The 258-nt window shown below is 60.9% G+C and carries 1 protein-coding gene; it reads right to left on the reverse strand.

Annotated elements, in window-relative coordinates; genetic code table 11:
- On the reverse strand, positions 1–258 hold a 258-nt coding region (locus HMPREF0298_RS11355; RefSeq protein ID WP_006841352.1), incomplete at both ends, for an IS256 family transposase.

Genomic DNA, 258 nt, shown 5'->3' on the forward strand with positions numbered 1-258 from the left:
CCGCATCCCGGTTCGGGAAGATCCCCACCACATCAGTGCGCCGGCGGATCTCCCGATTGAGCCTCTCGGTCGGGTTATTCGACCACACCTTGGTCCACACCGCCTTCGGGCACTGGGTGAACGCCAGCAGCTCATCCAGGGCTTCTTCCAGGTAATCAGCCACATCCGGGAACTTCTGCTGACAGAACTCCACCACATCCCTGGCCTGAGCCCACACAGACGCCGCATCAGGCTGCTGGAAAATCGTGTGGAACATCG

Source organism: Corynebacterium lipophiloflavum DSM 44291 (assembly GCF_000159635.1).
Classification (GTDB): domain Bacteria; phylum Actinomycetota; class Actinomycetes; order Mycobacteriales; family Mycobacteriaceae; genus Corynebacterium; species Corynebacterium lipophiloflavum.